Annotated in this window: 28 protein-coding genes; 8 read left to right on the top strand and 20 right to left on the bottom strand. The window is 53.2% G+C overall.

Going from position 1 to position 24,860, the window contains the following annotated elements:
- Window positions 1-6: 6 nt before the first annotated feature.
- The 4 genes from AXF13_RS16715 to AXF13_RS08290 are packed head-to-tail and all read right to left on the bottom strand — an operon-like array spanning window position 7 to window position 3,236.
- A complete protein-coding gene (locus tag AXF13_RS16715; protein ID WP_150116135.1) occupies window positions 7-1,386 on the bottom strand; it encodes a secretion/conjugation apparatus DotM-related subunit in 1,380 nt (459 codons plus the stop codon).
- A 3-nt stretch (window positions 1,387-1,389) separates the two neighbouring features.
- The gene (locus AXF13_RS08300) at window positions 1,390-1,947 is read right to left on the bottom strand and encodes a lytic transglycosylase domain-containing protein (protein ID WP_062252516.1); all 558 of its coding nucleotides are present in this window, start codon (window positions 1,945-1,947) and stop codon (window positions 1,390-1,392) included.
- Complete coding sequence (locus AXF13_RS08295) at window positions 1,922-2,674, bottom strand: hypothetical protein (RefSeq protein WP_062252514.1); 753 nt, start codon at window positions 2,672-2,674, stop codon at window positions 1,922-1,924. The genes AXF13_RS08300 and AXF13_RS08295 overlap by 26 nt, the downstream gene beginning before the upstream one ends.
- A 1-nt stretch (window position 2,675) precedes the next feature.
- On the bottom strand, window positions 2,676-3,236 hold the full coding sequence (locus AXF13_RS08290) for a lytic transglycosylase domain-containing protein (RefSeq protein WP_062252512.1): 561 nt from the start codon (window positions 3,234-3,236) through the stop codon (window positions 2,676-2,678).
- 26 nt (window positions 3,237-3,262) lie between these two features.
- On the opposite strand from AXF13_RS08290, the gene AXF13_RS16710 reads away from it, so the two are divergent.
- Entirely contained in the window at window positions 3,263-3,592 is a 330-nt protein-coding gene (locus tag AXF13_RS16710) for a hypothetical protein (RefSeq protein WP_150116134.1), read from the top strand.
- Between the two features lie 294 nt (window positions 3,593-3,886).
- Here the strand turns inward: AXF13_RS16710 and pilV are convergent, their stop codons facing one another.
- The 15 genes from pilV to AXF13_RS08215 all read right to left on the bottom strand — a co-directional run bounded on the left by pilV (window position 3,887) and on the right by AXF13_RS08215 (window position 17,963).
- Window positions 3,887-5,026, bottom strand: coding sequence for a shufflon system plasmid conjugative transfer pilus tip adhesin PilV (pilV, locus tag AXF13_RS08280; protein WP_062252509.1), 1,140 nt, complete (start codon window positions 5,024-5,026; stop codon window positions 3,887-3,889).
- Window positions 5,026-5,448, bottom strand: coding sequence for a type IV pilus biogenesis protein PilM (gene pilM, locus AXF13_RS08275; RefSeq protein ID WP_062252507.1), 423 nt, complete (start codon window positions 5,446-5,448; stop codon window positions 5,026-5,028). Before pilM ends, pilV begins: the two co-directional genes overlap by 1 nt.
- Window positions 5,445-6,404, bottom strand: coding sequence for an ATPase, T2SS/T4P/T4SS family (locus tag AXF13_RS08270; RefSeq protein WP_062252505.1), 960 nt, complete (start codon window positions 6,402-6,404; stop codon window positions 5,445-5,447). The genes pilM and AXF13_RS08270 overlap by 4 nt, the downstream gene beginning before the upstream one ends.
- A gap of 2 nt (window positions 6,405-6,406) precedes the next feature.
- The gene (locus tag AXF13_RS08265; RefSeq protein WP_062252500.1) at window positions 6,407-6,880 is read right to left on the bottom strand and encodes a type 4 pilus major pilin; all 474 of its coding nucleotides are present in this window, start codon (window positions 6,878-6,880) and stop codon (window positions 6,407-6,409) included.
- Window positions 6,880-7,947, bottom strand: coding sequence for a type II secretion system F family protein (locus AXF13_RS08260; RefSeq protein WP_062252497.1), 1,068 nt, complete (start codon window positions 7,945-7,947; stop codon window positions 6,880-6,882). The genes AXF13_RS08265 and AXF13_RS08260 overlap by 1 nt, the downstream gene beginning before the upstream one ends.
- Window positions 7,944-9,563 carry an ATPase, T2SS/T4P/T4SS family gene (locus tag AXF13_RS08255; RefSeq protein WP_223299881.1) on the bottom strand — a complete coding sequence of 540 codons (1,620 nt, stop codon included), beginning with the start codon at window positions 9,561-9,563 and terminating at the stop codon, window positions 7,944-7,946. The genes AXF13_RS08260 and AXF13_RS08255 overlap by 4 nt, the downstream gene beginning before the upstream one ends.
- Window positions 9,564-9,571: 8 nt before the next feature.
- Window positions 9,572-10,204, bottom strand: a complete 633-nt coding sequence (locus tag AXF13_RS08250) for a hypothetical protein (protein ID WP_062252495.1) — start codon at window positions 10,202-10,204, stop codon at window positions 9,572-9,574.
- A 266-nt stretch (window positions 10,205-10,470) separates the two neighbouring features.
- Window positions 10,471-11,736, bottom strand: a complete 1,266-nt coding sequence (gene pilO2 / locus AXF13_RS08245; RefSeq protein WP_062252493.1) for a type 4b pilus protein PilO2 — start codon at window positions 11,734-11,736, stop codon at window positions 10,471-10,473.
- 2 nt (window positions 11,737-11,738) lie between these two features.
- Complete coding sequence (locus tag AXF13_RS08240; RefSeq protein ID WP_062252492.1) at window positions 11,739-13,328, bottom strand: secretin N-terminal domain-containing protein; 1,590 nt, start codon at window positions 13,326-13,328, stop codon at window positions 11,739-11,741.
- 20 nt (window positions 13,329-13,348) lie between these two features.
- Complete coding sequence (locus tag AXF13_RS17095) at window positions 13,349-13,654, bottom strand: toxin co-regulated pilus biosynthesis Q family protein (RefSeq protein WP_062252490.1); 306 nt, start codon at window positions 13,652-13,654, stop codon at window positions 13,349-13,351.
- A gap of 1,067 nt (window positions 13,655-14,721) precedes the next feature.
- The gene (gene icmT / locus AXF13_RS17450) at window positions 14,722-14,994 is read right to left on the bottom strand and encodes an IcmT/TraK family protein (RefSeq protein WP_223299880.1); all 273 of its coding nucleotides are present in this window, start codon (window positions 14,992-14,994) and stop codon (window positions 14,722-14,724) included.
- 28 nt (window positions 14,995-15,022) lie between these two features.
- Window positions 15,023-16,186, bottom strand: a complete 1,164-nt coding sequence (locus AXF13_RS08230) for a type IV pilus twitching motility protein PilT (RefSeq protein ID WP_062252489.1) — start codon at window positions 16,184-16,186, stop codon at window positions 15,023-15,025.
- A gap of 12 nt (window positions 16,187-16,198) precedes the next feature.
- On the bottom strand, window positions 16,199-16,990 hold the full coding sequence (locus AXF13_RS08225; RefSeq protein WP_062252487.1) for a type IV secretory system conjugative DNA transfer family protein: 792 nt from the start codon (window positions 16,988-16,990) through the stop codon (window positions 16,199-16,201).
- Window positions 16,987-17,445, bottom strand: coding sequence for a DotD/TraH family lipoprotein (locus AXF13_RS08220; RefSeq protein ID WP_062252485.1), 459 nt, complete (start codon window positions 17,443-17,445; stop codon window positions 16,987-16,989). Before AXF13_RS08220 ends, AXF13_RS08225 begins: the two co-directional genes overlap by 4 nt.
- Entirely contained in the window at window positions 17,442-17,963 is a 522-nt protein-coding gene (locus AXF13_RS08215; RefSeq protein WP_062252483.1) for a helix-turn-helix domain-containing protein, read from the bottom strand. The genes AXF13_RS08220 and AXF13_RS08215 overlap by 4 nt, the downstream gene beginning before the upstream one ends.
- A 139-nt stretch (window positions 17,964-18,102) precedes the next feature.
- Here AXF13_RS08215 and AXF13_RS08210 point away from each other — a divergent pair, with 139 nt between their 5' ends.
- The 5 genes from AXF13_RS08210 to AXF13_RS16705 are packed head-to-tail and all read left to right on the top strand — an operon-like array spanning window position 18,103 to window position 22,235.
- The gene (locus tag AXF13_RS08210) at window positions 18,103-18,402 is read left to right on the top strand and encodes a hypothetical protein (protein ID WP_062252482.1); all 300 of its coding nucleotides are present in this window, start codon (window positions 18,103-18,105) and stop codon (window positions 18,400-18,402) included.
- A 16-nt stretch (window positions 18,403-18,418) separates the two neighbouring features.
- Window positions 18,419-19,387 carry a DotH/IcmK family type IV secretion protein gene (locus AXF13_RS15990; RefSeq protein ID WP_190276332.1) on the top strand — a complete coding sequence of 323 codons (969 nt, stop codon included), beginning with the start codon at window positions 18,419-18,421 and terminating at the stop codon, window positions 19,385-19,387.
- A gap of 2 nt (window positions 19,388-19,389) precedes the next feature.
- A complete protein-coding gene (locus tag AXF13_RS08200; RefSeq protein WP_083522023.1) occupies window positions 19,390-20,694 on the top strand; it encodes a TrbI/VirB10 family protein in 1,305 nt (434 codons plus the stop codon).
- Window positions 20,695-20,714: 20 nt separating this feature from the next.
- A complete protein-coding gene (locus tag AXF13_RS08195; protein WP_150116131.1) occupies window positions 20,715-21,701 on the top strand; it encodes a hypothetical protein in 987 nt (328 codons plus the stop codon).
- A 12-nt stretch (window positions 21,702-21,713) separates the two neighbouring features.
- Window positions 21,714-22,235, top strand: coding sequence for a hypothetical protein (locus AXF13_RS16705; protein ID WP_150116130.1), 522 nt, complete (start codon window positions 21,714-21,716; stop codon window positions 22,233-22,235).
- Here AXF13_RS16705 and AXF13_RS16700 read toward each other — a convergent pair.
- Window positions 22,230-22,451: a hypothetical protein gene (locus AXF13_RS16700; protein WP_150116129.1), complete on the bottom strand. Its 222-nt coding sequence runs from the start codon at window positions 22,449-22,451 to the stop codon at window positions 22,230-22,232. The genes AXF13_RS16705 and AXF13_RS16700 overlap by 6 nt on opposite strands.
- A gap of 182 nt (window positions 22,452-22,633) precedes the next feature.
- On the opposite strand from AXF13_RS16700, the gene AXF13_RS16695 reads away from it, so the two are divergent.
- Together AXF13_RS16695 and AXF13_RS08180 are read left to right on the top strand one after the other, a co-directional pair.
- The gene (locus AXF13_RS16695; RefSeq protein ID WP_150116128.1) at window positions 22,634-23,434 is read left to right on the top strand and encodes an HNH endonuclease; all 801 of its coding nucleotides are present in this window, start codon (window positions 22,634-22,636) and stop codon (window positions 23,432-23,434) included.
- Window positions 23,435-23,507: 73 nt separating this feature from the next.
- On the top strand, window positions 23,508-24,848 hold the full coding sequence (locus AXF13_RS08180) for a hypothetical protein (protein WP_062252472.1): 1,341 nt from the start codon (window positions 23,508-23,510) through the stop codon (window positions 24,846-24,848).
- The last annotated feature ends 12 nt before the right edge of the window (window positions 24,849-24,860 follow it).

The following is a 24,860-nucleotide window of genomic DNA, read 5'->3' as shown; positions in this document are numbered from 1 at the left end:
GTGCCATTAGCTTCGAGCTCCGATATTATTAAACAGTTCTTTCGTCTTTATTTTCTCAAGAGAGATATCGTCTTCATCAGAGAGGCCGAGGCGTCCCTGCTGGGCGGCTTTACTCACGTCTGCCAGGGAAATGATCCATCCTTCCTCATATGCGGCGACCTCTGCGGCATTCACTGCTTCGAGCACCTGCTTGGCATCCGTATCCAATGAATCACCACGGAATCCGGGCTCGGCTTTCTGCAATTGATCTTCCGCGAGGAAGTGTGTCCAAGGCCCGGCGCACTCAATCCAAACCGTGCGGCGTCCAAAGTTGTTTAATAAATAGTGGAGCGTTCTGTTCACTGGACGAAGCCATAAAAATTGTGAAGTAGGCAATACTCCTTTGCTTCTGGCAAACCGGTATAATGCAAGTATGACAAGGTAGGTATATTTATTGTGGGGTAAAATCGCTCTCTGGACACTTTTTGTCTCCAAAAGTTGGTCTATTTTCTTTTGAGACAAACCCAGAGAAAGATTCATAGAATACCCCACATTAACTTTGCAATTTTTAAACGGAGGCCACCCCAGGTGAAATTTTTTTCTCTCAACCATACCAGGCCAAACCAGCGACCTGTTCATCTCATCCAGAAGCTGTTGAGCCTTATCTTTTTGATCCAATCCAAACAGCAAGAAAGCGAGTGCCAACTTCTGCAGATAGGCCGGCATATCACGGAATCCCTGAAAGAGGGGGCCGAACTGGCGGCAAAAGACCTCGTGGGCCTTTTCGCGATTGAAGTGAGCTTTAGGTTTCCCAGAGAGAACCGGAGATTGTGGATCCGCCAAATTATCTTCATTGAGAATCAGATCGGCTGGGATGGGGTTTCCGTCTTGATCCACAAGCAACCCATGCGCCACAGCAAATTGAATAGGCTGTTGAGGGGTCTTCCAGGGGCCGCTGTCATAGGGTTCGTCCAAGAGACTTCCGCGCCAGTTTACGATTGGTGCAAGACAAGCCATAGTTTTTACATTGTTTTTGAGAAGAGAATCCCGCCCAAGTTTGCGAACAAAGATATCGGCAACGCTGGATCGCCAATCCTTGAACATAATTATAATTACAAAGGGCAGCAGACACATTGCATAAAAACGGCCGCTAAAATTAAGCAGTGATATTATGTCGCCAAATGTTAATTCTGCTGGAGAAACAATTCCTATCCGCTGTCTTACCAGAGCGGCTCTATCAAAAACATAACTCCATGGATAGAGTTCAGAATATGCAATATGCATAAAAAACATATAAATATTTTCATGATATATATTAAATAAAATGAATGCAGTCACCAAAATGATGACAACAGCAATGATGATTTGCAAGCTGTTGTCATCTTGTGAACCTTGATTAAAAGCCATTGTTTACCGTACCTTCAAAATATCGAGTAAATGACATTTGATAAGGCGAGCATAATTCGCGGCACGCCAATCCGTCGGAGAATGATAGCGGCCCACTGCCTTCCATGTCATTCCATGACGTTGAATCTCCTGACGGAGGATCCAGCACCCCATGTAAATATTGTCCTTGGGGCTTAGCAGGATGTGGATGGGAATTTTGTATTTTCTAATCCAGTAAGAGTTTATCTGCATCACGCCGACATCATAGCTGAGCTTGCGGGCTTCGGCGCGCGCAGCCAATTGCAGCGCTTCCTGGACTGTCGTGGGCCTGACATCCTTACCGGCGATATTCAAAATCAAGGGATTCATGCCGCTTTCTTGTCTCGCGATGGCCATGGCCAATGGTTTGGGGATGCCGAACTTGCGACAGGGATAGTCAAAAAGATGTGTGAGATCCCGCTCCCGCTCAAGAAGTTGCGGGCTGGCTGCAAGGCAATCTTGGATCCCGATGATCAAGCAGAGGATCAGTAGCGAATGCCTCACCACCGTGTTCTTGTTATGCCAGGCGATAACGTAGGGCATCTTTCAGTCCGATGCGATTAAGGGACATATCCTGCGTTAATTCTTCCGTGCGGATGATGGAGGTTCGGACACGGAACATATCAATGACCGGCCATAAGACTCTCCACGAACTCCATTCTGATATTGACACTGAGGAGAGGGCATTATCGAATGGAAATATTCGAAAACCATAAAAGTCTGCGAGCATTGACGCCATCCCATGATTCGACACAATAGCGTCTTTTCCGAACCATTCTTCAGCTTTTAACTGGCAGAACGCTGCCGCGCGAACGGGGTCAACATTACCGGAAATCCTGCGTACCAGGATGGCGGGTTCCCAAAGCCTGGAATTCTCAATGCGGGCAATTTCATTTCTGCCGAAGCAGTCCAACAAAACCCGTGCAACGGCCCTCATTTTTTCTTCATCACGATGGAGCCTCGTATCATGCATCAGTGCCCCGTATCTCTCAGGGGGGCAAAACCGGTCACGCCATGAATACCAATCAATATCTATGATTTTTGCATCGTGCAGATGTTCTGAAAAAATGAATCCATAGAACCTGACAAGCAGAGTTGCGACGCCCGCAGTGAGCAGCGTACTCTCAGGCTGAAACCATTCTTCAACCTTGAATTCGCAAAATATGGCGGCACGAATGGGATTTATGTTTCCCTCCGCCCTGCGAAGAAAAATTTCTGTGCCGCTTGTATCGCCCCAAGCATGAATGCGAAAAATATTTTCTTTCTTCATTCTATTTCTCCCCCAAAATCTTCTTCACATGCCCAAGAATCAGTTGCGCGTAATGCCTGCCCCGTTCCGGATTCTTATGAAGGGGCGTGTGGTAGTAGGCCACGGCTTTCCAGTTGAGGCCGTGGCGCTGGATTTCCTGGGCCAGGATCCAGACGCCGATCTTGACGTTGTTGACCGGCTCCAGCACCTGTTCCAGCGGCCAGCCGTATTTTCTGACCCAATACGAATTCACCTGCATAACGCCTACGTCGAAGGAGCGCCCGGCGCGCATGGCCCACTGCGCATAGCGCAGGGCTTCTTCTTTGGAGCGGGGCCGCACGTCGCGGCCTGAGATATTGAGGATCCAGGGGTGGCAGCCGCTTTCCTGGCGGGCGATGGCCAGGGCCAGCACCTTGGGCACCTGGTAGCGGGCGCAGGGCGCGTCAAACAAAGGTTCCAGTTCCTGCTGGCGGTCCTGTAGCGCGCCGGCATGGGCCGGGGTGACAAACAGCAACGCCATGAGAAAAAGCATGACGCCCAAGCCCTTGCAGAGTCGTGCATATGCGGGATAGTGTTGCTTCATAACATTACCTGTTTGGAGGAACAGCTATGTGGTTCTTTACTCCAAAGAAAAAATCTCTTGATGATGCTGCGATAAAAAGCCTTATGTCCGTGAGCAGCCAAAGAAATTTGAAAGTATTTCTTGAGGCTGAAAAAAATATGTTTGATCATCTCAAAGCATTTATTACTCTTTCATTTTTACTTAATACTGGATGCCTTGCTGCACTATTTCAATTCAGGCCAGATAAAAAATTTTGTATTATTATGTTATCAGCAGGGATAGAGATATCACTAATTCTTTATTTAATATCTTTTCTATTTCTTAATATATCCATGTCAAATCTACTCGAATATAATTTCGATAAATTTAAAACATAAAGGAGAATTTCTTACACGTTCTCATATTTGGGAGTTATAGCGTCTATATCATTTTTTGGAATTGCACTTCATTCATTTATGCAGTATTTTAAATAAATAGGAAAAAATGTTGCGATCATAAAATACAAATTCAACATAACAAGCATGAAAAATATTCTGTCAAGAATTCCGCATTCAATGTATATCATTTTTATTATGTCTGACTTTTTAAATATTGCACACTTCGTTAAGACAATGTGAAGAAGAATCAAATATGGAATTGTACCAAGAAAAATAAAAGACATATGAAATCTCCTACGGCGTTTCCGTCTGCTTAATACACATAGCCAGCACCATGATCCGGCCATAGTCGTCAGCCGGATAGACCCAGCCTTGGTCATCGGAACCATCCAGCCTCTTGTTCCCGGTCTGGACGCGCATATGGACCTGCCATTCCGTGTCCGAAAGGGACGTGGCCCAGGTCTGGAAGGATGTAAGAGGCGGCGCTTCAGGCCCGGCTTCAGCGATGGAGGGCGAGGTAAAAACGGCCGGAGCCGTGCCCGTGTTGGGGGCGCAGACCGGCTTTGTGATCCGGTCCCCGTTTTTGGCCACAGTGACGTTTTTCAGCGGCGCGGAGTTGCCGGTGTCCCCGATGATTTCCAGGGAGTTGTTCCGACAGAGATAGAGGCCTTGGACGCGATCCAGGAAGACACGCCCCTGATCTTCCGGCGCGGCGCAGGCCTCGTCAGTAATCTCCCGTTCCTGGAACTGGAGTTCCGAGACATTGCGGATGGCATGGTCCGTCATGTCCAGCTCCGTCTGCATGGCGTTCAGCTCTTCATGGCCGGGCACGGCCACGCGATAGAGAAAATCCTGGCCAAGAGCGCTGGAATCAAAGCTGGTCAGTGCTCCGAGATGCCCGGCACCGGGGGAAGGAACGCCCATACCGGCCAGGGACAGGGACCAGCCCCCGCCGGCACCCTGCAAGGTGCCGGCGGCCTGACCGGGAACGTCGCCGGTAGGCACGAAGCCGCCGGATCCGCCCACCAGCGCGGCGGCTCCGGGCACCACCACATTGAGAAATCTGTCCGTCTCATTGCCCCGTCCGCCCGTGGTCAGCACCACGGCGCGCAAATGGCCGCTGACGGCGTCCTTGCGGATGTAAATGCCGTATGATTGGCCCCAGATATTTCGGTCATTGAAGCCGTCCGGCAGCAGGCCGTCGCTGACCAGATCCGCCACGGAAACCGTTGGCCCGGACGTGGCCGAAGCCTGCGAATTCAGCGTTGTCTGGTGCTTGCGTACATAGTTGGCCGAGGCCCGGCTGACCAACGCCAGATGATCCGCCGCCTGACGTTTTTGCGTGTCCATAAGGCCCGCGAACATCATGTCCGCCAGCTTGGGCAGGAGCATGGCCAGAATCAGCAGTACGCCGATGGCTTCCATGACTTTCATCAGTCCACCTCCACAACGCTGGCCAGACTGTCGGCCGGGATAAAGGCCGGCAGGGGCGTGAGTCCGTCCGGCGTCAGACGCCCGTTTTCGGCCCGGCCCACGGCAAAACTGCCCTGAAAAAGTTCCCAGGTGGCCGCGATCTCTTCCGCTGAAGCCGGGCCGTACACATAGCAGCGCCCGCCTTCCACCCGTGCGGACCAGGCCCGCAGGGCATGCCATTCCGGCGGAAGCTCCAGAACGGCCTGAGAAATAGTTCCGTTGGGCTTGTGCTTCAGGGCGTAGAGAAAGGCCGCGTTACGATAAACGGCGTAATTCAGGGCCACGCTCCGGGCCGCAGGCGCATAGTCATCCCTGTAGCTCACGGACGGCGAAAGAATGGCCATAACGCCAAGCAGAAGCGCAAGCACCGCCATAATCTTCATATGGCCTGTTCCCCCTTGTTCGCGATCCGCGCCTTGAGCTCGCGCATGTCGTCCGTCAGCGTGTTGAGCTTACCGTCCCGCAGCTTGACCCGGATGCCGCGCGACGACTCCTTGAAGGGCAGCAGGAGAAATTGCGGGGAGGTCAGACAGCGTTGACCGTCCGCGCCGCTTTCCAGGGAAAGATGGACAACCGCCAGCAGGGCGTCCGCCAGATTCTGGCCGGCATTCCCGTCCAGCTCCCGCGCCCAGGTGACAAGGCGCTCCAGGGCCGTGATCACGTCCTGGCCGTGGATGGTGGCCACCACAAGCTGGCGGCTGGAGCCCAGGGAGACGCGCAGCGCCTCCAGCGCCGCATGGCGCGTCCGGATCTCGCCGATGAAGATGATGTCCGGCGAGGCATAGCGGTGGGCGCGTTCGATTTCCTGGGCCAGTTCCGCCTCACCGGCGATTTCCGTCTGGAAGCAGTAGCCGTACTCGCCCCAGCTTCCGGCCAGGGGCAGCTCAGCCGGATTTTCGAAAGTGACGGAATGCCCGCCGTAGACTTCCAGGCGTCTGGCCACGAAGGCGCTGGCCGTGGTCGTCTTGCCGGAGGCCTGCGCGCCGGAGAACAGCACCAGTCCCTGACGCTGTTCCGCGCCCATGAGCCAGGAGCAAAGCACCGGCAACAGCCCCAGGGATTCGAATGGCGGCACGGTTTCCGCGAGACGGCGCAGAAACCAGATCCGTTTGCCGTCCACGTCGTCGATCCTGGCCACACGATAGGTGATGTCCCCATGCCGGTAGCGCATGGCCATCTGCTCATATTTGCCGAGCAGATCCGGCAGACCCGCCACTTCCGGCGCGCAGGCCTCCGGCACGGGCACGAGCTGCGGCCCGACGCCGGGGCAGCCCTTCAGACGCGCGGAACCATCAGGGAAAAGCAGCAAATCGCTGAATTGCAGATCCGCCAGGGACATGGCTACCGGGCCTCGTAAGCAATCGTGTTGGTCGTCGTGCAGGAGTTCACGATGTCCGCAATGGTGTTGTCGCTGTCCAGGGTATTGCCGTTCACACCTACCGAGAGCCAGGCATCAGTCTGGAACCTGGTCAGTTGGGTGCATTCATCCTGGGGAATGCCGGACAGCTCAATCGTGAAACTGCCGTTGGCATCGTTGGTAGACAGATTGATTTCACCGCCCCAGGGGGTCTTCAGGTTATTGCCCTTGATCAGGCTTTTGGGGACGACGCCCGCCTTGATGGCCGTCTCGTTGTCCAGGCCGCTGTAGTCCGAGGAAGCGGAAAAGAGTTGCTGAACCTGCATGCGCATGGTCACAAGATCCTGTTCCAGGGACGCGACCTTGCTTTTCGAGAAACCGGAGTTCAGATACCCAGCCGCGACGGTTATAACTATCAGACTGATCAATAATCCGCCGAGCACTTCCATCATATTCATTACAAACCCCCCATGCTTTGCGTTGACAGTTGCGATTGCAGGTCCATGACCGACATGGCAATCAGAAGCATTTGCCCGATAATCAACAACAGAAAGACCACATTGAGCAGCCGCGCCTTGCGCTGAATGGCGGCAATGCCTTCCCGAAGCCAGTCGCGGGCGAAATCCTGAAGTTGGTCCTTGAAATGCGGCAGGCCGGCATAGATGCGGAAATCGTCGATCAGTTCCCGGTCCGGAAAGTCCAGGTTGCAGAGATACATGGCTTCCCCGATGTTCTCGCCCCGGCCCACCTGGTTGCTGATGGCCCGGATACGCTCGCGCAAATACGGGCTGGTGTTTTCCGAGGCCAGCATGGTGTTGAGGATATGCGAGAGCTGCATGCCGGAGCGCATCAGCGTGGACAGGGTGAAGAGCCAGACGCCGCCGACCGTCAGACGGTACATGGACCAGGGCGGGAATCTGTCGGCTATCTTCCGGGCCGGGCCGGTCCAGAGGGGCAGCGTGAGGACAAGAACCACGCATCCACCCACCAGGGCGGCAAGCAGGACAATGCCGCCCCAGGAGCCGATGAGTGCGCTGATGAGATACAAACCGCGCGCGGAGCCGGTCCAGTTGCCGGGATCAGAGAGCTGGACAAGTTCCGGCATGACATACAGCGCCACAATAACCAGCATGGTTGACGCCATGAGGAAGAGGAACAGCGGATAGGTCAGGGCTCCGGCCACAGCGCCGACGATTTTGCGCTTGTCCTCCAGCAGTTCCGCTGCCATGCGCAGACCTTCCGGCAGCTTGCCGGCCTTCTGGCCGGAGGCGATCAGCATGATCTCTTCCGGCGAGGCATAGCCCGTCAGGGCCGTGTCCAGATAATGGCCGCTGCTCATATGCTCCAGCACCTGGTCAAAAACCTTGGCCAGCGTCGGATTGCGGCGCTGCGTCTGATCCCGCAGATTGCGCAGGCTGTCCTTGAGCGGCAGGCCGTATTGCGCCTGCATGGCCAGCTTCTTCCAGGTCCGGATGCGCGTGGCCGCGTCAAAGGACAGGCGGGCGAGAATATCTTGGATATTCATCTCACGCCGCCCTTTTGGTCAAAAAACTTGTTGAACGTCCAGGGCACACCCAGGCGACTTTCCGCGCGCACCGGGTCCACAAGGCCCTGGCGTACATGCTGAAGCGCATGTTCGATATAGGTCATGCCGCCCTTTTCCCGCCAGGCCAAATGGGCTTCCGGCAGGTTGCCCGCGCGCAGCAGACCGAGAATGTCCATGTCCAGCACAATGACTTCCGCCGCCACGGTCTGGTTTTTGAGCCCGGCCAAACAGTTGGGGCAGCCGTCAAAGTTCTGGATAAAGATCCCGTCGTGCCGGGAATCACCCTCAAGTTCTTCCAGTTCCAGAACGCTGGAAAGGCGCTGATACACATCGTCGGGAATGTGCTGGCCGCGTTCCTCAGACTTGACCTCACGCCAGGGAATCTTGCACTGCGGGCAAAGTTTGGGGATCAGGCGCTGATACTCCAGGCCGGCCAGCACGTTGGGATCGCAGAGCACGTTCAGGGGATCCAGGTAGCCGGCGGACCGCAGCAGGCTTTCAAAGCGGGTGACGATGCCAAAGCCATTGTTGGCATGCACGGTGGCCCAGACGGCCTGGCCTGTCAGGGCCGCGTCAATGGCCGCCACGGCTGCTTCCGGGTAGCGTATTTCACCGATCATCAGCACATCGGAATCCGAGCGCATGGTGCCGGCAATGGCGTTGATGTATGCGGCGGCCCGCTTGGCCCGGTCATAGTCGCCCTCCTGCTTGGTTGTGACCTTGATCTGGTTCACATCGCGCATGTGAAATTCCGGCGGGTCTTCCACGGAGTGATAGGCCTTCTCCGGAGCGGTTTCCGTCTGGGATTCCATCGTATGCTTCAGGACCGTGGACTTGCCGTGCCCGGTGGGGCCGGAAATGACCGTCAGGCCGGTGCGCTTGGTTAGAAAGTACATGTCCCGGCACTGGCTTTCCGCAAAGCCCAGGGCCGAAAGGCGTTCTTCCAGCGATCCCGTGGCCATAGTGGAGTCGTACAGCAGGCGCAGGGCCATGAACGTGCCCGTGCCGTTCTCGGCATGGGCGCACTCGATAGGCTCCGTATGGATACGCACGGAATGAACGCCTTCGGGCAGATAGTCCCGCTTGACCACGCGCCCGTCCTGCCGCTCGATGGCGTTGAAGGACGGAGAATCCGCGGACTGTCCCAGGATGCCGTAGATGGTGGAAATCATCTGGCGGCCGGTTTCGGCCTCCATCTGTGAATCTTCGCGGAGCAAGCCCAAGACGCGGAATTTGATGCGGGTGTAGGTGCCCGTATCCACAATATGGATATCCGACGCACCGGCCTTATGGGCGCGGGCAATCAGGTCAATGGCCAGTTGTTGAATCTCGTTTTGACCACGCGCGCGGCGCACGGCAAACTTGGCATAGCGTTCCTCAAATTCGCTGGGCTTGTGGAGGACGGGCGAGGGAATGCCCCGGCGGCGCAGACGGGCCACCAGGGCGACCATATCCAGGTTGCCCTTAAGATCTTCGGAAATGTGCAACACGCCGTCGATCAGGGCCACCTTGCCGCGCACCTTTTCCGAAACCTGTTCGAAATCGTCGAAAAACAGGGCTTCAGGGGCGTTGCCGGAATTCTTCATGGCGTTCATGGCGTCGCTCACTCAAAGGGCAGCGTGCTGGTTTTGCCGCCACGACGGATGGTGACGCCCTGGCGGGATATCTCCGTCACCACGGAGTCGCCCAGGCGGGATCCCTTGCGCACGACTGCCTGGCCGGATCCGGTGCGTACCGTGGCCGAGAGCTTGCCCCCCACGCCCTGCACGGAAATCACCCGCAACCCGCCTGAGCCCGCAGGCCGGGGACCGGCCGCCGGAGCGGGTGATGGAGCCGCCGGAGGCGTCAGGGACGGCAGGGACAGCGTAGGCGCTGGAACCGAGCCGGAACGTGTGAGCTCCCTCTTTCTGGCCCGTTTTTCCTCTATCTGGACTTCCAGCGTTTCCTCTTCCAATGTATTTCTGAGCTCCGAGATTTTTCCCAAGTTCCCGGCTGTGATGGGCAGAGCGCCCATACCGGCCTCAGTCGGCGCATCCGGCGTGGCGGCCGCGTCCTTGTCCGTGTTGTCTTTTTTATTCGCTTTCGCGGGAGCCGCTTTTTTCTTGACGGGCACATCCCTGGGCACGGGAGGCACGGAGGGGACCGGCGTTTGCCGCGTCCACAGCAGGCCGGCAAACGCCAGGAGCAAAACCAGCAGAATGCCCCAGATGATTTTTGTTCTTTTCGTGATCACCATGATCTTATCCCCTTGTATTGCCCGGCCTGCTGACAAAAAATTCAGCATACAGCATCCGCATGGGCATTGGATGTTTTCTTTTGGACTTGCGGAATTTGCCGCAATAACACCTGGAGTCTGCCCGTACATCTCTCAAAGTTTCGCTGCACAAATACAACAAGCCGCCATCCGTACAGGCGCGTTGGTAGAAAATCATGCCCGCATGAAAGCCTTTTTTGCGAATCCTGGAACAATAGCCGCACATCCTGTCCATAGGAGCTTCGTCCTCATCTTTCCCTGGCGTGGATATTTCCCTGGAGCGTCCAGACTTCATTTTTGAAGCTGATCCGCTCCAGCGTCAGGCCCGGCAAGGCGGACAAGGCGCGCCAGAGCGCGCGCTCTTGCAGCAGGGAGCCGGGAACGGCGCTCAGGGTCCATTCTCCCTTGATCCAGGGAGCCGACAGCTCAACCTTGTCGATGCTGCGTTTTTCCGGCTTCTGAAATGCCAGACGCAGCCGGGCACCCGCCTGCTGGGTGATCTGGTAGAGATGCCGGGTGGCGGTTTCACGCGTCAGGATGCCGGGGTAGTTCTGGCCGGTACGGGCCTTCCGGCCCGTGGCCAGCGTCATCCGGGATACGGCGAGCTGCGGGCTTTTCAATATTGCCTTTGCCGGCAGGCTCAGGAAATCAGCCTGACTCTGGTGCGCCCAGGCGACGCTGACGGCACGGCCCGCACAGGAGGCTTCAGACAACATCCAGCCGTTGGCCACCGTGGGCTGGGCCAGCAGCGCCTCCATGCAGGGTTCGGCCACGTCCACGGCCAGGGGAGCTTGCGTCCAGATCTGCTCGAAATAGTTCTCCGGATGGGCAAGCAGTTCCTGGCGGCGCTGCTCTTTGTTCAATTTTGCCAGCCGGGCCGACTCCAGCGAGGCCTGTTCCGCCTGATGTTCACGCCATGCGTTGAAGGCCAGGCCGCCGCCGATCAGCAGGCCCAGGGCCAGGCCCGCGCCAAGGACCGCCGGCGAAACGCGCCCGGGCGCTTCCTGGAGCGATTCAAGACAGCCGCGCCGACGCAGCACAGCGCCCGGCCCCACATGCAGCAGCGGTTCCAGCCAAGCCAGGCTGTGCGCCGGATCCTCCTGCATGACGACTTCCGCAATGCTGTTATCCAGCAGTTCATTCAGGCTTTTCAGTTCCTGTTCCGCCTCCTGGCGCGTCGCATAGACCGCATCGCCCTGGCCCACATTCTGGCCGTTCTGGCGGCCAATGACCCACCAGAAGGTTTCTCCCTGGATATCCTCCAGGGCGAACAGGCCGAGGAAGGACGGAGGCAGCGGTATGAACGCCGCCAGCGAGCGGGCCTTTTTCCAGTCTTCAGGCCGGCCACTGGATCCGAAGCCGTACAGACGCCGCTGCACGGCCATCATGTCAAAGGCCGGGTCGATCTTTTGGGCCATTTCCAGCAGGCGGGAACGGGAAAGCTTTTCCATCCTGGTCGAAGACCAGTCCAGGCCCACGGCCCAGGGACGCTTATTGATGATGACCATGCGCATGGTTAATCCTCGGTCCCGCCGCCGGCGGCTTCCAGTTGCATGGTGACAACCAGCAGGGTTTTGCCGTATTTGGCACCGCGCCCGAAATTGAGCAGGCCCAGGGAGTTGGCCAGTTTCTGCGACTGGTCCTGGAATCCGGCCAGCACCAGCGTCTGGCCCATCTGCATGGACGAGCGTTGCGTAAAGGCGCGGGTGCTGGTTTTGGGCAGTTGAATGGTCAGATCGTTGGTGGCGTACTCGCTCAGTTCATCCAGTAGGACCAGATTGATAGTGTACTGGAGGAGCACACGGCGGCGATCCAGAATGTGCGGGATAACCGTCATCGAAAAGCCGGTGGTCACTTCACCGGGTGTGATTTCCGTGGTCTGGCCGTAATCCGACTGTGACGTGGACGAGCCGGCGATATAGTTGATTTTATGGATGGCCTGCGCGGACAGGGGCTGATTGGAAACGGCTAGGCCGCCGCCTGACGTCGCCTGCGTGGCGTTGCCCCATTCCTTCAGGGCCTTCAAAACGCCCGTGGAGTTCTTGAGTTTACCGGATACGATGGTGGCGCTGGCCGTGCCCGCTCCGCCTAGGGCGGACAGGCTGCCGGCCACGATGGACACATCGTCATTGGCAAAAATGGCTTGCAGATCCAGACCCGCCTCATTTTCATCCGTGACTTCCAGCGCCCAGACGTTAATGATGAGCGCAATCTGGCGGGACAGCCGTTTGTTGGTTTCGGCAATGTAATTGCTGACCTGGCGGACATTTTCCGCTCGGTCACGGACTGTGAGCGTGCCGGCGGCCTGGTTGCCCACCACGCTGCCTTCCGGCGAGAGCAGGGCCTTGACGGCCTTTTCCGTGTCCGCCCAGATATCGAATTTATAGTCAGTGGTATTGGACTGTGCCGTCTGGCTGGAGGTATCCGCAGTGGCTACCGTCTGGTTGACGTTGGAGCCGCCGATGCTGGAGCGTGTCGCTTCCCGCGACTTGTTGGTGATCTGGTCCGTGTACTTTTTCGTGCCCGGTATGCCCAGGATCGTGAATGTCCGGACCGACAATCGGGAGAAGACGACGGTATTTGTCTTTGAGTCGTAATCCCAGCCATAGCCCGATGCGATGGCCACATGATCCAGCAGGCCGCGCAGAGAGCCTTCATAGGAAATATTGAGCATCCGTGACGTGCCGCCGGCAGCGGGCACGTCCAGCAGATCCGGCAGGGCCAGGCCGCTATCGCCCGAGCCGGATTGGCCGGCTCCCTTCTTCTGGCCGCCGGAAAGCGGAGCCGGATCCGCACCCACCTGAACGGTCAGCGGCGTCATGTCCGCTATGGCTGCGGCAATGTTGGCCAGAGTGCCGCGCTTGCGCAACGTCACATGGGTGTTAAGGGCCGCCTGGGACTGCTCGTCCGCCCGGATCGGCACGGCCTTCGCACCCACGTAGGGTTCGGCAACCACGTCCACAGCTTTGGAGCGGGAAAGCGTCGTGAAGTCCCGGCCCTTGGATTCTATAAGTTCCTGTTCCGGCGCGCCCGTGTGGGCACAGCCGAACAGGATTACGCCAAGGAGAAGGAAGGCTATGCTGCGAAAGAAGTGTTTCTTTTTCATAATGTTTCTTCTCTCTGGCTTTAGTGTTCCGACACTTCCATGACCTTGTTGCCCTGGTAGATGGTCACACGCAGGGCAAGGCCGTTAGCCTGAAGAGCCGCAAAGAAGTTTTTCACCGCGTCCACGAAGACGCCGGAGAAGGTTGCGGAACTCCGCATTTCATAGTCATTCTGGGCATTCCAGATCAGGCTGTAACCGGCTATGGCGGCCCAGCCTTCCATCAGGCCACGCAGCATTTCGCCCTTGTGGATCTCCCAGACGGGTACGGCCTCAATGGCCGTGGCGACTACCGGCGTGGGGGCTTCGCTGGACGGAGCTGAAGACACATCTCCCACAGTGGGAGATGTGTCTGGAATTGACGTAGCAGTCTTCGAGGTGGGTTCGGTTGGAATAGTGATAGTAAGCGGTTTGTGGGTTACGGGCGTGCCCGGCTCTGGGTTTTCCAAAGTCAACTCAGCTGTCGTTTGCCTCCGGTTTGGAAGAGATACAGGCTGCGCCGTGCGTATAGGGTTGGAAGTCTGAGGCACCTGGTCCGCAGTTTCTTTATCTCTATCGATCCCCACTGCCGCTGAACCTGTTTCGTCCCAGTTTGGCATGTTGGCGACGACGATGGTGCCCGGAGGGGGCGCGGTCAAATATACCTCGTAGCCTGCAGCCAATGGTGTGGACGGCCCAAAATGATTCCATCTGCAAAAATCGTCCACAGGAAGCCTATAGCGCTTGGCCACTTCGCGGCCGGTGCCGGGCTGTGCAATGATCGCTTTTTTAACTATGCCCCCCTGAACAGTTGGGGTCGGTATATTATTCGCTTTGTCTTTCCGTAGCGATGCGGGTGCGCATTGTATTTTCCCGGCGTCCCAGTCGACAGTAATGGCCGCATCGCTCTGTTTTGCCATATCGCCTAAAATTGTTGTCCAAGCTCTTCCCTTTGCATTCCAGGACACGCGCTTTTTTCCCAAGGATTTCACTTCAGCGTGCCATCCTTTGGGGATCACGATTTGCACGGCACTACTGAGTGGCACCTGGTGCCCACGGCTGGAAATTTTTGCTGGTTTTCGCCGCTTCCCCGCATGGTACAATCCCGGGACTGCGGCCTGCTCCAGCTCCATTCCCAGCTGGGGTTGAGACGGACCTAGTGGAATAGATGGCTGCATCGCCTGCCCAATCACGCCTGGTGGAGGGGGGGACGACGACTCGAGCTCGACCTGCCCTTGGGCGGCCTGAGGAAGAGGACGCTCGGCAATATTTCCGGCTGTCGTTGATGGCTCCTGAACCGCTGGCAGTATTTCAACAGCGGGAACCTGCGGATGGCTGAGTTTTTCCTCATAATAGGCACTTGCCCATGGAGCGCTCAGTAGGATACCGCAAAAAGTAAAAAGTAGTGATTTATAGTTCACCACCGACAGTTCCTCCTCAATAAATATCTTGATCCTACCTCTCTAACATCTGCGAAAATAAATGTATGAATGTAGCGTAGTGCAGCTAAAGGAGTAATGCGGAACCTTTCTAAAATGGAAAACACAATAGCACCAATAGTGCTGATATAAAAAGTAATCCATGAGATATGTAGAATAAAGGCAACAAATGCTATGAGCACACGGGCATCAAAAAAGAAAAAACGAACGGGGCGTGCCGTGTTGCGCCAAACGATGCGTGATGTTTTCATATAAAATTCTTTTTATACGCTAATAGCATTATATTGTTTCACTGGCTGATTTTTGCTCGTGCTGAATGGCCTCTAAGGTTTCATCAGAAATCAGTCCGGCTTTATGCTTGATCTCAGCATCATAGACCAGAGGCTGTCCAAGCTTGGTGACCATATCCCGGATGGTCGGGATCAGGTCCCCGTAAGCTGTCCTGTACAACTTGCGGCGTACTCCCTCGTCAAATTCCAAAAACTCGCGTAGCGCAATACGTCCCGGGACTCCGGCCTTGATATCGTGCTCAGTCCGTATTCTCGGCACCAAACGCTGATGTATAATCAGTCGTAAACTTGCTTTAAGCGTAGCAGAAATAGCCGATTTTTCCTGCTCATCAAAAACATTCACAATACGAGTGACAGTTTGTGGTACATCCATGGCATGAACGGTGCAGTACGCTGTAACGCCAGTCTCTACTGTGCCAAGCATAGCTTCAAGAGTTTCACGATCTCGAGCTTCACCAACAAGTACAATTTCTGCTTTGCGGCGGGTCATTGTCCGGACGCCATCAGCCCAACTTGTGATATGTTGAGTAATGCCTGACTGACAGATGGGAGCGCTCCGCTGCTCATAAGGTATTGTTGTAAAATCAAATTCGATGGGTTCTTCCAGCGTAAGAACCTGTCGCCCTTTTTCAATAATGGCTTTGCGCAGCACCGCAGCCAAAAACGTGGATTTACCTGATCCCATGACTCCAGATACAACAATAAGACCATTCGGCGGATAAAGTGCACCCAGTAATTTGGGTTCAAGCATCATCTTTTCAAGTAGGGGGAGGTCTTGAGGAAGCGCACGCATAACAATATGCGGCCCTTTATTTGTATTGGTGACATTCACACGAAAACGTATGAAACCTTCCCGGACTTTTAAGACATAAGCGAAATCGACTGATTTACCTCCCTGGATGCGTCCAAGTTGCTGGGCACCACCAGCAAAGGACTCAACAAGAAAATTCAGCTCGGCCATGGAAAGTGCGAGCTCAGTACACAAAAACCATTGGCCGTCTACCTGGATCCAAACTGGATCGTCAGATATAAAATCAATATCCGAAGCCCGCTGTTCATTGACCGCCCACAAAAGAAGCCTGTCACACTGCTCCTTTGAAACAGGCGGCATCAAATCCGGAGGGTAAAGAAGCCTATCGGGGAGTATCTGCATAATGGATCAAACCTATTTCACCATCCTAAATGCCGCAGGAACAGTGATCCGAAATGTTTTCTGGTTGATATTCAACACATTTTCTCCCACTTGGACCCCAAGATTCCCCTCTGCCAAAGTAGGAACGCTGACAAGCCCTTGGTCTGTCAGCATTTTGAAACGCAACATGCCGCGGTAGTCAGCAACAAGCTGGTCCATGTTCATCCTAAAAACGTCGCAGGCGTGTTCCACGCCTTCTTGCCAACCCTTCTCAATGCTGCTGCGCCAAGCTTCCTTCTCTTCTCCGGTCGTGGGATAAATTTCTGGCGCAACCTCGAGCGCTTCCGAATCCATCATGAGATACCCGCGCCAAGATGGCGGTGTTGAAACGATCCTGGCTGGGCGCACGATTCTGTACTGCGCCTCAACGGATGTGGCATAATCGTCGGACTCGATATTAACCGCCTTGTCCGCCCACTGGATAACAGGTGGAAGAACGCGGTTTTCAATAAGTAACGCCCCAAAATTGAAAATCCGGTCAAACTCAAGGGACCGGACGTCCGCAGCTTGGTAAATTTGGTCGTAACGCCATCTGAACCCTCTTTGAAACCCAAGGGTCTGAGCCGTATCAGTCAAAACTTTTGTGCGGATGCTTGTTGCACGCTTTTTCTGTGCCGCTTCTGGAGATCCTTTCATGTTCAGCAACGTGGTGAGTTCGCTGGGGCGGTCTTCCCCTTTTTTCAAAGAGGCGCCTTCGCAGGCCTGAGCACTTCCCAAGATTGCCGCCAAAAGCAGAAAAAAGGCACCATAACCCCTTAGTGTCATGAGCGCTTCTCCTCATAAACAAGACGAAGCGTGCGTGCGTTCTCATCAACCAGCACCCCTTCCCCAGGGCCCGTTTGCGCGCCGATCTCCCGAATCACCATGATAGCTGGTCGATCAATAAGCCTCACATGGACCAGCAAAGGCGTAGGCCGCTCTTTGCCTTCAATTAAAAATTTGAAGCCCACCTTGGACGCCACGTCTGATAAAGCACCCTCAATGGGCCCATCCCAATTTAAAGTAATTGAGGAGTAGAGATCACCCGAGCCTGTCGGTGAACCATAATCACGATTCTGCCGCGAACCTGTGAGAACAGCGAGGTCGCGAGTGATGGATTCAGCCGCACCATGAAGGCTTTGATCAACCAATGTCTCCGGTTTTGCCAGAGGCATGTTTTTTTTAGCGGCACAGCCACCAAAAAGGGTAATAAGAAATATTAAAAAAATGAGTTTCCTCATCCTTGAACCTCATCAAGTGCCACACGGAGTAATGACAAGCAAGCATCAGCGATGTCGTTCCCCGAAAAATCAAGATGCTGCATCGCTTTAATCATTGCGTCAATACTCCCTTTGGCTGTAGTCAACACGTCAACCCCGTGTGATCCCTTTTTCCCAAATTGCATCATAGTTTGTAAAACATTTCGCCGAAGTTCTTTTGACGTATTTGCTTTTTCCAGAGTGGATAAAATCTCAGATATTATTGAACTTAACCTTGATGCGGCAGCCTCAGAATCAACATCGCCAAAACGCATCTGCCCTGTGCCGCGGTAAAGCCAGTCAATGCTGACATCAAACTGGTCGGCTACTCGAAAATACCATGCAGCCGGAATGTCTCCCTGGTTAATACGGTTAGAAATGGACTGCTTGGAAACGCCAATTATTTTCGATAATTCGTCACGCGTTACATGGCCGGCAGCCTCACAAAGTCTCCTCACGACCTTTTGAGCCTGTCCACGCTTGGATAAACTATGCTCCATGATGGGCCTCCTAATTTTTTTTAGCAAAGTCCACTTGCTTTGTCCATTCATTTTCGTTAGTAAAAACACAAATAGATAACTTAAAAAGTTATTCCAAAAAAATAAAAAGTTATGGGCGTCAACCTGCACCGAGGGCGAAATGACAAAGAATCAGAATTCCACCAGCGATCATTACACTGAACAGCAGCGTACCTGGCTTGAAGGGCTCAATGCGATGGGTTGCTGCGCAAGCGTGAAGGAAACCCACGAGTACCTCAAAACCTGCCCCACAACGCTTAAGTACAATCCATGCGTTGTCCTGGCCTTGGGCATTTTTTTCGGGAAATGCATGGGTAGAGAGCTGACCGACCTCAGGGAGATCTCGGAGGAGCAAAAAAAAGAAATCTTCGAGATGATCAACGATATTGAAGCCAAATTCGGGGTTGAACGTGATGAATAAGGTGATAGGGCCCCTTATGGCTCTGGCCATCATGGCCTCACCTTTGTTCGCGCACGCGCAAGAGCGCTCCGAAGCAGCCCCGGACGACACTCCCCAAGAGGAAGAAAAAATAAATAACCTCTTGGAAGAAAGCATCGAAGCACTCCTGCCCGTCGATGAAGAGGGCATTAGGCGGTACAAAACGAGAAAGGACCGCATCGATGCAGCCCTTGAAGCAAGTCCTGCGCAAATGCGTACTCAGACGCGACAACTCAACGTCACCCCTGGCGCTATCACCCAGGTACTGAGGCTGACAGCAGGATACGTCTCTACCATTGTTTTTCAGGACAGCACAGGTGCTCCTTGGCCTATCTTGTCCTCTACTGTGGGAGCGGCCGAAGCCTTTTCCATAACTCAGCCAAAAGTAGAGCAGGAAATAATCAGCGAGAGTCAAGCCGCAAACGCTACCTCTGCGATTCAGGCAAAAAATCAGGCGAAGCTCAATGAGCAAACTGTCAATGTCCAGTCAAATATTCTCAATATTGTACCGCTTACAAAGCATGCCTCCTCTAATCTCGTCGTATCACTTGAAGGAGCTCCATACCCGATTCAACTCCACCTTGTAACGGAATCCAAAGACAAAGTAGGCCGGATCTCTGACTCGTTGGTAGTTTTCCGACTTGATAAACAGGGCCCTCATGCCGTTCTTCCACAACTCACACCGACTACACCAACAACGATTACTCCAGAACTACTTGGCATGCTCCATGGTATTCCACCGCATGGCGCAGCACTTTTAAGGATAGAACCTAGAGTGACAGGTATTACGGTTTTTGAATATAATAATAGATTATTTTTACGAACTCGTTACGCTGCTGTGTTTCCAGCTTGGTTAGGGGTTGCCAATAGTGAAGATATGCGTGTTTATGTGCTACCTAAAACTCCAAGTATTGTACTTTCAATCAATGGAGTACACCAAAAGTTCACTATCAGCATCGAGAAATAGTTATGCCTGAAGAAGAGCTTCTGATACTGGAAGAACCAGCCATTGCGGACAGTGGAAAAGGAAAATCAAGGAAGATTGCATTCCCGCGCTGGACCAGGTTTATGCTGGTGTTCATTGTGATCATCACTTGCTTGGGCTTTGTCGTGCGCTGTGTGCAAAATAATGATCAAGGCGCGCGAACAGATCTGTCTGCTGTCGCGCCTGAAAATAAGGCTGACATGGCAAAAGTGGGTCTTGAAAGCAGCCCGCATTACCAGGAAAGGATAGATACGTATGCCCAAAACAAGGCCCAGGAGGCGGCAGAGCAGGGAAGAACGTATGTGGCACCAGTATCTCCATCTGCACGGCCAGTCATGGAGGCCAGCCCCATAACACCCAAGGCCAGTGCACCAAAAGCCCCTCTCACGCAACCCGGCCCTGCGGCACCGCAATCTCAACCTCAATACAAAAAGGCTAGGGAGCAAAAAGGCGATCAAGCTATGATTGCTTATTTGAGTCAAGTTGGTCAGCACCTTAACGAAATGCCGCAGCCTGGCACAACGATATATAATAAGCCTGCCCCCAAAGTTATGACAACAGCCGTGGGAGAAGTTCAAAAAGGCGGCTATGACGTCACTCTTCCACCCCGACTCAAGCCCGGAGACATACTATATGCCATAAACAGAATCACTCTGGACAGTGATGCACCAGGGCCGGCCATGGTCGAAGTGCTCGATGATGGGCTTAGGGGAACCCCATATAAAGGCGCTAAAGTGATTGGCTCATTTAAACGTATGAATGGGCATCTCACTCTCGAGTTTGGCACCATGTCTATGCCCAACGGAGCAATATACTCTATAAAGGGTTTTGCAATCGATCCAAAGACAGATAGGACCGCAGTTCATTCCAGTGTTAATAATCACACAATTGAAAAATGGGTCGCCTTTGCTGCGTCCGCATTCTTGTCCGGTTGGGGAGAAGCTGTCAGCCGATCTGGTACGTCATCTTACTCAAATATGTACGGGGGCGGATATAGTGCTCCTAATTATGACCTCAAGGAGCAGATGATTATTGCCAGTGGAAAAGTTGGAGATAAGGCCTCCGGAATCCTGGAGCGACGCTTTGATATTCCACCAACCGTAACTCTCAAGAGTGGAACAGAGATAGGAGTAATTATCATTTCTATTGGCAAAATGGAAAGTCCTGTCAATGACGCCGTCCTTCTTCAGCAAAATGCTGTTCAACAGCAGGAAGGCCAAAAAACAGGATATCCGCGCACATATCCAACCATATCAAGGCAAGTGCCTGGGATGCAGCCCCAGCGGTAAACCGAGAAGTGAGGTAATCGATGTCTCAAGATCTTCCTGAACCTGAAAGCACATGGCCCGGGTACCAAACAGAATGCCCTCCGGGATATGATGACCAGCCCCAGAGCGCATCTTCCCGCTGGACTCCCCAAAAAAGGCGTATCATTGCGGCTCTGGCCGTATTGGTTCTTCTCGTAATCCTGGGGACTTCTCTGTGGCTGGTGCTCGTGGGCAAAGAACACCAGTACCAGCAGTTTGACGGCCTCAAAATGCCCTCCGCCGTTGCTCAGCCTATCGGCAACAACCCTCCCCAGGAGAGAAAAGTTGGTCAACCTGAAGCTTCTGAAAATCGGCTGCAGCACACGCCACCGGACAAAGCTGCCGCGATCAAGGATGGGGCTGCCGCCCCGGCCATGGCGGATCCTGATGCACAGGGCATTCCGCAAAAGGTGCAGGAACCATCTACGCCGGCGCCTTATTCACAGCGTTCCGCTGAAGTAAGCCAACTTTTCGAACAGCAGTTCGAGGCCGTAAATCACCAACTCAAACGGCTTGAAACCAAGCTCAAGGAACTGGCGGACCCGGCAGAAGGGGACAGGGGCACCCCTGGCATGGCTACTGCCCTGCAAGCTCTGACTGAGGATATGCAAAAACTGGCCAAAGAAAACGAAGGCCTCAGAAACGCCAACCGTGACCTCCAGGAGGCACTGGGCGCCACTGAAAAACGGCTCGACAAATTGACTCAGGAAAATGCTCGCTTGTCTTCGATGGCCCAATCTAAGGGGAAGAATGAACAAAAATCTCCCATTGCTCTGGATGAACCCAAAACAAAGGCGCCTGCGGAACCCGTGGATCGGTGGAGTGTCATGGGGCTGGCGGCAAACCGCGTGGTGATCCAGGATGAAAAAGGGAATATCCACGCCGTGGAGGCTGGTAAGTCCCTGAACGGAGTCAAAATTATTTCCGTGGATCTCATTAATGGAGATGTGAAAACATCTGCCGGCGTGATCTCCTATCTCAAAAAATAGTGAGCCAGCATTATGAACTCCGATCTGCTCCAGGTTCTTACCAATATCGTTAACGACCTGGGAGCGCCACTGTTTGAAGCTCTATACTGGGTCAGTTATGCGGTGGGTCTGATCGTCTTTGGAGGAAGCTGGCTCATTCCTTTGAGTGGCCGCGGAAATATTGGCTCAGCATTGCGAGGCATCATCGCTGGCGCATGTCTGCTGAGTTTTCCAACCATTCTTGATGCACTGTCTGAAACTCTCTTTCAGAGCAGCGCTCCTGACATGCTCGCATCGACTGGAGGAAGCAGCCCTCTAGCCGGAGCAGTCAATTTCAGCGTTTGGGCCATGCGGATATTGGGCGCAGGAGCTGTGGCAAAAGGCATTTATCTTGCCAAGCAGGGATCAGGTCCCAATGGCAGTAGTGGCACATACCGGGCGGCCATATATTGCACTTCCGGCACGGTCCTGCTCAATTGTGTCGCAGCAGCTCGAGCTTTTGGGATCACTGCCGGCGGCATTGTGCAGGATGTCATCAACAAATTGCTTTCATAAAAATGCTATTAGCATATAAATAGAGGTTTTAATGATGAAGGTTTTCAGATCCATATTTCCTGTTGGCGCTGCGGTAATTGCTTCCACGCTCTTCGCCACTCCGGCGCATGCCGCATCCTTGGGAAGTTTGCTTACCGCAGCCAAAAACGACCTATCCCCTTTTGGACTTGTGGGTTGCTTTGCGTTTGCAGGAATCGGGCTGATCGTCTTTGGCAATGGGGTTCTCAAACTGCTTCGCGGCGGCCGTGGGGGGGGCGGTGGGGTAGGGGAGGCCATATTGTGGATGGTTGTCGGGGCGGTGCTTCTCAGTCTGCCGGCGGTCATCCTTGCCACTAGCGGTACGTTCACGGACTCAGGCGCAAGCAGCGGTCTGAGCAAACTGGGCATAGGAAGTTAACGTGTCCCGCATCGGGTACCCAGAATATCTTCCTCCCCTTATCTTGGGGGTAAAGACTGGCCGTTACCGCAAAGATGACGCAAAAGTCACTGCGGCGAACACAGAATTTGCTGATGTGCGGCAAGATGTTCTGAAACGTGATCACAACACATGTCAGTATTGTGGAGTCCAAACTCAGGGGGACGAGCGTTCCCCTGGGGGAGGACTTGAAGTGCATCATATCAATGATGATCACCATGACAACCGCGGTGAAAATCTGGTTACAATATGTCCTCTCTGCCATGCAGTTTTTCATTTGGGGAACGCCGCACGTGGTCCTTTCAAACGTGCTCTGAAAATTGTTTATCTGCCATGGATTCGCCAGGAGGATTTGAATATTCTTGTTTGGACAATTTCCATCGCTACTTTCAGGATGCATTGTTATGAAAGTAAACAAGAATTAACTGAAGGAGATATGAAAAATATTGGTATAGGGAAAAAGGCAGAAGCTCTATACTGGGTTTTAAAAGCCAATTCAATTCTTCCCGAAAATGCATTTGAGGTAGAAGGAATTTCATCTGGGGCGGCAATAAAGGATCTCATTACAAGTGATCCAGCCGCACTTGCTACGGCCTTGGCAGGGCTCGCTCATGAAAATCTTTCTATTTATGAGCGTCGGCGAAAGGCCATCGGCAATCTACGCATTCTCTATGATTACGATAAAATTGGAGCACTCGTACCAAGATTTTCTGAGATGCCTCTCTGGTTCCCGGGAGAAGCGTGGGCAAAGAGCTGGGAAGCAATCTCCTCTAATTGCTCGTAATATTTTTTAGATGATAAATATTTTTTAGACGTAAAAACAATATAAAAAATAAAAAGTTTTTTATAGGAATCCCATGGAAAATATGGACGGAAAGCTAAAATATGGGTGCCTCATCTGGGATGACCCCTGCCTCCATACGACCGGGTGGAAAGCCATGGGAGAGGGCCCGGCTTCTCGCGTCAATATTCAGGGGACAGCCGAGCTCGCCTCGGACACCGTATACATCACCAATATGCAGTATCAGGTGACCAAAGAAAGTGGTCTGGATGGTAACTATCGCTTCAAAATGCACAACTATCTGCGCGAAGCTCTTAACGTGATGGCGGCCAGGCATGCTATCAATGATCCAAGAGAGATTGCAGAGTTTGGCGCAAAGATTTTTTCACGCTCTGTCGCCGTTTCCCGCAAACTCCTTGAGGTCGATGAGGAAGAAGAGTTCCTACCTGAATACGCCCTGAAGCAGGGGTTTCGGGATATAATCGGCTTTGGAAGAGATGAGGTCTATACAACAAATATTGCCAAAATTATCGCGGAAGCTACAGCTTATTATACAAATTGCGAACGTGATTCTTGGAGATCAGGCAACGAATTTGTCGGAACATTCAGAGTGCCTCAGCGTGAACATGCTTACAGTGTCCTGAATATTCCACTGCCATATGGCGACTTTCTAGAAGTGCCCAAAAAAGACCTCCCCAGTCCCAAAGCGGATCGTGAAGAAGTACAAAAATGGTTGGGCAACTATGGCATGCCCGGCCTTTTTAAGGTCACATGCAGGAAGTTTGAACCGAGATTTAACCGGCTTATTTCATTCGGGTCTGGCAGGGTTGGGGCTGATTCATATAAGCGTCAGTGGATTTCCACCCCAGAAGTCATCTTTCTAAGCGCTTTTGCAGATATCGTCATACATGAAGCTTATATTTCAAAATCTGTGTTTAAATTGAAATCACCTCTTGTTCTTCTACAACGACTGCCTCCACAAACTGATTTGTCTCTCAGTATGAGTATTTTTTTTGAAAATCTGTGGACCGGTTTGTGTCAAAAAAGCAGCTATAGAAGTAGTCCTCCTTCGCCAGATAAAGTATTTGCAAATCCATTTTTGCCGTTTATCAGAGCTCAAGATAGAATTAAACTGTTTGAAAAAGCTTTAATTTTATCAGAAGCAGGATTGGAGGTCACCTTTTACTCAACAGGATCGCTTAAGGTAAATATCAAAAATCAAGATCCTTTAGAACTTTATGACATTTGTACAAAATGCCGCATCATACCACCCTTTTTGGGAATTGATGCAAAAGAAATACAGCAGCCTAGTAATAAAGATCCTTTAGGATTTATACAGATGTGGTATGCCACAAATAATATTAACAATATCATGGCCTGGGACAAGGCCATTATTGACAAGCTGCTAAAGCTCTGAGGTGAGGGAGAT

The sequence above is a fragment of the Desulfovibrio fairfieldensis genome (assembly GCF_001553605.1).
Classification (GTDB): domain Bacteria; phylum Desulfobacterota; class Desulfovibrionia; order Desulfovibrionales; family Desulfovibrionaceae; genus Desulfovibrio; species Desulfovibrio fairfieldensis.
This window is presented reverse-complemented; position numbering and strand designations above follow the sequence as displayed.